Genomic DNA, 6,193 nt, shown 5'->3' on the forward strand with positions numbered 1-6,193 from the left:
TTGATTTCATCTAAGGGACTACCCCCTTCTTTTCTTTTCTCTATTTGTTTAGAATGATCAGCCTTATAGGAGCTGCTTTCTATTCTGCTTTGCAAATCGGAAACGAATTCGCTCTGTTCGTAGTTTGGGAACATAAATGGAATCATGTCGTCGATCATACAATACCCTTGACCTTGATCCAAGTGAGATAACTTTTTATATTCGCTGCCGAATGCCATTTCTAAAGCTGTTGCCGAGCCTCCTAAAACTATCTTGCACATGAGGTTGTCTCTAACAATAGTTGGCATGAAAGTGCTGTCCGGTCTTTGCAATATTAGGATCAAGAACACACCAGCAGCACGCCCTCTCAAACTTATATCCCTCAGCTTTGCAAATAACTTATCTCTTTCGGATTCCGATTCCCCTTGTTTCTTCTTGTTTGGCACTTCCTCAGCCAAAAATATGAACTCATCACATAACAAGAAATAGGGGGTCATTCCCATATCTTTGTAATTGTTATTGCGTGTCTCTTGCAGTTTCCTGAATCTATCATCCAACTCTTTTTGGGCATCATCTACATACTGCATAAAATCTTGGTGGGTAGTAGCCACGTCATACCCCAAGTCAGACATAAACGTGAATTCAACATACTTCCCATCCACAATTTTTAGAATCCAATCTTCTGGGAACTGGGTTAATAGATTCCGTACAAAAGTACTTTTTCCCGTCCCGGTCAGCCCCACAATTAATGCATGAGGATGCTTGTCAAATTCCCAACTTAACACCCCGCCTGCCTTGTATCCCAAAGCGATTGCATGACTATCATCTTTCTTGTAAATGATCTCTGTTGTGCTCATTGCAGTATGCTGCACAGTTAGCTCTATCACCCCGCGTTTGATGCTCGATTTCACAAGGTCAGCCCCTAGGGCATGGCTGAAAGCATCTAACTTTCTCTCCCATTCGGCGGTAGTTTGCCCGGGAATCATATGAAATCTGAGGTGCAGGTTGAATGGATCTTCTTCTACTTCCGTATATGGGTACACAATTACTTGCTGCTCTTCGTTAGTTTCTACCTTTGCCAGACCTGCATTTTCAAATATCTTCCGAAGCACCTTGGATAACTTCTTTGACTTCCTGAATCCCTTCCAGCCTTGGAACGTGATATAAAAAAGAGCCTCCAATGGATTCGGCTCTTCATGGTAAAATCTCAACATTTTATTACCCCCTTACTTGCTTTGCTTTCTTTCTCTTTTGGAACGTCCAATAAGTTAGGTCTATCGTTTTAATTGTCAAGTAAACAATGGCATAATTTATCGTAAAACTTACCATATACACGAAGAGATCATACATCTAAGAACAACTCCCTTTATCTGTTACGTGGTCCGGACTTCCGAACCACCTTCTTTTTCTTTTCCTTTGATTTCTTATCAACATTCAACCATTCACTTTTCTTTATATCCTTTGTCCATGACTCTCCTTTGATGTCCCAACCCTTCCCTCCAACATTTAGCCAACTCATGCTGTTTTGGGCTTACTTAGGAATGTGACTTCCTCAGCCGTTATATCAACGGGATATTCTGTTTTCCCGTTTCGTTCGAATTTCCCAACACTTACACGACCTTCCACGCGGATCAGCGAGCCTTTCACCAAGTTACGGCACTTCTCAGCCTCGCGCCCCCAGATGGTAACAGGGATAAAATCACTTGTTACTTGACCGGACTTGCGGTCATAGTATCCATCAACTGCAAGGGTTAGGAACATGAAACTTTTGCCGCCCCCTGTTTTCTGTAACTTCACTTCTCGAACCACGCGCCCTACTAGATTTACCTGATTCATACGTCTACCCGCTCCCCTGTTTTTAGATTTGTTTTCACTTTCTTGAAGCTGTCTAACGCAAAACATCTATGACAAATTTGGTGTTTACAACCGTCCTTGTGGGTTTCGTATGGGATATCATGGATGTTATCCCCACAACTCTTACAAACATAAAATGGGTTGCTCCAGTTTGACATTTTTATCAACCTTTCCTTTTTAGTTTTTTTATCTTTTTATCAATCTCTCTCGCTTCTTCGTGATATCCTTGATTCGTCAGTCTTTCGTGTTTCTCAATCAACTTCTCTAGATTCCTCAATACAATGGGATCGATATCAACCTGACTCCTTCCCATAAAAAGACACCTCCGAGAGATTTCATTTATTGATATCTTATTCTGATATCATTATATGCCATCACTTATGAAGGTGTCAATACTTTTTATCAAATTTTTATATCTTATTTTGATATCACCATAACCATTTAATACCTGATATCTCCCATTCATTAAAATACGACGTACCGCCCTTTCCATACAAGGCTTTTAACTTAGAATTAGCTTTCTTTTCCGCTATTGCTTCTGTCGTTGCCTCGATTGTAATAGAGTCACTCCAAGCTCCTTCGAACTTCGAGCCTTCACTTGATTTGGTATAGAATTTCCTTGTATAGAACACCTCCCATGTTTGCATGTTACTAGCCATAAAAAAGACACCTCCCTCATATCAGAATAAGATATCTTTACTTGATATCATTTTATTCTAAATATGAATTAGATGTCAATTATTTATATCATTTTTTGATATCTTTAGTTAGATCACTTTCAACTTCTTCCAATAAATCCATGTATTCTTCATGATCTAGCTCAGTGAGTTTCTTTCCTTTTCTAGACTTTTTTATTGTCTTTTTTCTTTCCTTTTCTGTCTTGTATTCTTCAAGGCTTAGACGGATCAATTCAACAGTGAACTCATTTACATTTGACCCTAAATCCTTACAAACCTGTTGGTACTCCTCGTACAATTCCTTTGGCATTCTTAGCGGGGTTTGTTTAATTTCTGCTTGCCCTTTTCCTTTTAGTCTTTCTGCAACTTTCTCGAATCTGTTGACCATGATATCTCACCTCTTATGATTTGTTTTTTGATATCAGGATTGTAACACATAAATTGATATCTATACTAGTCAACTTGTCTGCAAAACAAACTAGTTAATAAAAAAAGACACCTCTGTTAAAGAAGTGCCTCCACTTACTTTAGTATTTTGTTGAAGATTTCATGATCCACGGATGAACGATCACCGCCAGCATTTGACCACATACCAACATACATATCATAAAAACCTTCTATCACGTTGCTTTCTTCACTGGTGAGATTTCCCATTTTATTCTTAGCTTTTTCAATTGCATTGTTAATATCGTGTTGATCGCAAACGCCTTGGTTTTTCTTCAATACCCTGTTAAGCGCCTTAGTAAATTCTTTATGAACCTTTTTTATAACAATTGAATGATCTCTCATTTCTTCCTTATCAATTATAGGTCGATTCCAATTAAAAGAACTATTCAATAATCTCACCTGTTTCTTTATTAATAACCCGTCCTTTGTCGTCCAGATCATCGACACGGACATAATCTTTCAGTCCAACATGCCACTTGTACGAAACTTCTTGGTAAATAGCGTTGCATTCACTGCAATTACAACCTTCTCCAGCATCCTCGCCAACCTTGATTAGGTCGTGTTTTTCCTCGTCTACTTGTTTTAATTCGCTACGAATCTTTTTCAATATACCGCCGTAAGCAATTAATCTACGATACTGTAAAGCATCATCTAAAATCTCAACGGCTCTATCTTGTGCCTTCTGTGACTCTGGAATCAAATAATCGTTACTCTTTGTTGTGTATTTTGCTACCTCAAAGATCGCTCCTGACTCTTCAATTTCGTCAGAACTTTTCTTTCTAGCTTTGACACGTCTTACATCCACAATTGGATCATAATCTAATCCCATGCTTTCTCTCCACCACTGCACCCATGTTGCCTGCTTGATGTACTTCCCACCTTTGAAATAACCGGGTTTTACCGCCAATAGACAATGAAAATGTGGGTGGTACTCATCTTTTCTCCATTTGTGCGTAATTTCCAAAGCCCTGAACCAGCCATCAATAGAAGCCTGAAATGGTCTTCTTTTCGTTAATTTTTTAAACGCTTCGAAGTATTTCGTTAACTCAAGCTTGACGGAATCCCCTTTTACGTTCTTTGCTGTCAATGTTAAAAAAACAAACTGCAATCCTCTTTCCTTTGCTTCGTGAACTACTTGCCTTAGATTTTGGAAGACTAATGTTGAACGTCTAGCCGCACACATGGGGCACAACCTCACTTGGCAAAATCGAGCCGAAATTAATTTCTTTTCGCATCCGTTAGGGCACTCCCCGAATTCTAAAAATCCGCCACAATCTCTCATTCTATAATATTTCTTTATATTCCCATTTCTTTTGAAAGACTTCGCACAGCTTAAATTATCTAACTTAAAGCCCTTCCAGTTTCTTTCTTTACCGGATTTTTTTACATCTTGTAACGTAGTGAATCCCCGTGTTATAATCTTCATATAATTATAAAGCCCCCAGTATTTAATGTTGTCTCGACAACTTCATTATATACTAGGGGTTTTGACTTTGTAAAGGGCTAATTAAGCTATACATATCAAGGGTTCAACCCACTTTTCGGGTGCGTCCATTGTTCACATAGTATCAAGTTAAGGAAAAACCTTTAAAAACCTTTGAAAAACAAGGCTTCTCATCATATCAACTAACAATGAAAATAAATCCCAAGGAATCCGTCGTGGATTTCCGAGGGACCGACCCTGCACCCAGCTGGCATCCAGCTCGCTCCGATCCCCCAAGGGGTCGGCATATCCATACCCCCGGTGAAGCGTTGGGGGTATGGCCATACCGAGGCGTTGCCGAATCGCACCAAGGGGTGCTAAGCCTAATACATGGTTTTCCTAAAAATCAAGACCACCCTTAAAATTAATTTGAATTCTTATTCGATACTGGTTCTACCTATCTCGTTCACGATCCAAGGATTTATGTTTTACTTGATGCTGCTGTCGATCTACCTCCAAAACCTCATGCAACTTCTCTTTTCCAAACAAGTCTCCTAATCTATCAAACTTCCTTGCTTTCTCTCTATCGGCTTTCAACAATTCATTTTGGTGCTTAGTTACCTTAAAATCAGACTTAACCTGATCTAGATCATATTTATATATCACCGCTTGCTTTGCTTGATTTTTTACTTTCTGCCAATCTTCTTTCTTGAGCTCAACTCGATCTTTCGAAAACAATCCCTTTTCTTTTATCTCTATATTATCTATCCATTGTACTTGCTTAGAAATACCTCTGAGAGCTTCTATTTTCGTTTCTAAGGTGCTTTCCGTCTGTTTTAGGTGGGTTGACACTTCGAGCAGTTTCTTTTTCTCTTCTTCGTATTTCCATCGTTGTGGCTGCACATGTTTTTCCTTAGCTGGTTCCCCTCGTTCTACATCAAATCCTTTTTCCTTTAGATGCTCAAATAATTCCTTATGAATCTTTGCCATCTCGGTTCTATTCATTACTGCTTTTTGTACATTGAGTTTCTTATCTTTTGTGATAGGAACAAATCCAAAGTGCATATGCGGTGTGTCTTCATCGTTATGAACAACTGAATAGACTACATTCTTTTTTCCATATCGGTCCGACAAAAATGCATATGCCTCTTTAAAGAATCGCTGCTGCTCTTCCTTACTAGCTGATTGCCAAAATGACTTACCAGCTGATATTTCTGCTTCCACAATATAAACTGAATCCTTACGTATTCTAGCTTTTGGAGCTTCCTTTTCTATCCTTTCTTTTGATTCCTTCAAAAACCTAATAGGCTTCTCGTTATGTAAATCATAGTTCAAATGGCTTTTGCTCTTATCTATATCAGGATTCGTTTTAGATGGCTTTTCCCTCTGATTGTGAATCTGTATTCCTGTTAGCTGGTGCCTCTTGAACTTCCCTAAATGACAAACAACTTTCCTTGATGATGTTGGTTTCATGTTTTCCCCTCCTGCCGATCCACTTGAATCTCATTTCTAGAATACTAACTTTGGTTCCAGACGGACGGAGGCTTTTTGAATAAAAACCTAACTTAATAGGTTTTGCGAGCAAAACATTAAGCTCTGCGAGGCTAGCCCCCACTTAACTCCCCTGCTGGATCGCATGATAATCAACCTCACACCTACTACTGCTGCCATGAAAAACAGCTCCTAGAAATAAAAAAAATCCTAAATGAAATCTATATCCACCCAAAACAAAAACCCCACTTTCCCTTTGGGGTGGAGTTGATTCGATAAATTACTTATACTTTTTTCTTTCTATCAACTAACTTGCGTTCCT

8 protein-coding genes are annotated in these 6,193 nt (G+C 38.9%); all 8 read right to left on the reverse strand.

The window, feature by feature from the left end; genetic code table 11:
• Positions 1 to 1,193 (reverse strand): FtsK/SpoIIIE domain-containing protein (locus AC5WOE_RS19850; protein ID WP_496053327.1); only part of this gene is annotated, 1,193 nt, incomplete at its 3' end.
• A 301-nt stretch (positions 1,194 to 1,494) separates the two neighbouring features.
• On the reverse strand, positions 1,495 to 1,815 hold the full coding sequence (locus AC5WOE_RS19855) for a single-stranded DNA-binding protein (protein WP_496053328.1): 321 nt from the start codon (positions 1,813 to 1,815) through the stop codon (positions 1,495 to 1,497).
• 181 nt (positions 1,816 to 1,996) lie between these two features.
• A complete protein-coding gene (locus AC5WOE_RS19860; RefSeq protein WP_496053329.1) occupies positions 1,997 to 2,146 on the reverse strand; it encodes a hypothetical protein in 150 nt (49 codons plus the stop codon).
• A 115-nt stretch (positions 2,147 to 2,261) separates the two neighbouring features.
• Complete coding sequence (locus AC5WOE_RS19865) at positions 2,262 to 2,492, reverse strand: hypothetical protein (protein WP_496053330.1); 231 nt, start codon at positions 2,490 to 2,492, stop codon at positions 2,262 to 2,264.
• Between the two features lie 88 nt (positions 2,493 to 2,580).
• Positions 2,581 to 2,898: a hypothetical protein gene (locus AC5WOE_RS19870; RefSeq protein WP_496053331.1), complete on the reverse strand. Its 318-nt coding sequence runs from the start codon at positions 2,896 to 2,898 to the stop codon at positions 2,581 to 2,583.
• A 134-nt stretch (positions 2,899 to 3,032) separates the two neighbouring features.
• Positions 3,033 to 3,347 carry a hypothetical protein gene (locus tag AC5WOE_RS19875; protein ID WP_496053332.1) on the reverse strand — a complete coding sequence of 105 codons (315 nt, stop codon included), beginning with the start codon at positions 3,345 to 3,347 and terminating at the stop codon, positions 3,033 to 3,035.
• Positions 3,340 to 4,383 carry a protein rep gene (locus tag AC5WOE_RS19880; RefSeq protein ID WP_496053333.1) on the reverse strand — a complete coding sequence of 348 codons (1,044 nt, stop codon included), beginning with the start codon at positions 4,381 to 4,383 and terminating at the stop codon, positions 3,340 to 3,342. Before AC5WOE_RS19880 ends, AC5WOE_RS19875 begins: the two co-directional genes overlap by 8 nt.
• Positions 4,384 to 4,833: 450 nt before the next feature.
• Complete coding sequence (gene mobV, locus AC5WOE_RS19885; RefSeq protein ID WP_496053334.1) at positions 4,834 to 5,853, reverse strand: MobV family relaxase; 1,020 nt, start codon at positions 5,851 to 5,853, stop codon at positions 4,834 to 4,836.
• Between the last annotated feature and the right edge of the window lie 340 nt (positions 5,854 to 6,193).

The sequence above is a fragment of the Shimazuella sp. NTD248 genome, from assembly GCF_059510395.1.

Bases quoted from the DNA above. Each gene is read 5' to 3' on its own strand.
- AC5WOE_RS19855 (WP_496053328.1), bottom strand. From the start codon at position 1,815: ATGAATCAGGTAAATCTAGTAGGGCGCGTGGTTCGAGAAGTGAAGTTA.
- AC5WOE_RS19860 (WP_496053329.1), bottom strand. From the start codon at position 2,146: ATGGGAAGGAGTCAGGTTGATATCGATCCCATTGTATTGAGGAATCTA.
- AC5WOE_RS19865 (WP_496053330.1), bottom strand. From the start codon at position 2,492: ATGGCTAGTAACATGCAAACATGGGAGGTGTTCTATACAAGGAAATTC.
- AC5WOE_RS19870 (WP_496053331.1), bottom strand. From the start codon at position 2,898: ATGGTCAACAGATTCGAGAAAGTTGCAGAAAGACTAAAAGGAAAAGGG.
- AC5WOE_RS19880 (WP_496053333.1), bottom strand. From the start codon at position 4,383: ATGAAGATTATAACACGGGGATTCACTACGTTACAAGATGTAAAAAAA.
- mobV (WP_496053334.1), bottom strand. From the start codon at position 5,853: ATGAAACCAACATCATCAAGGAAAGTTGTTTGTCATTTAGGGAAGTTC.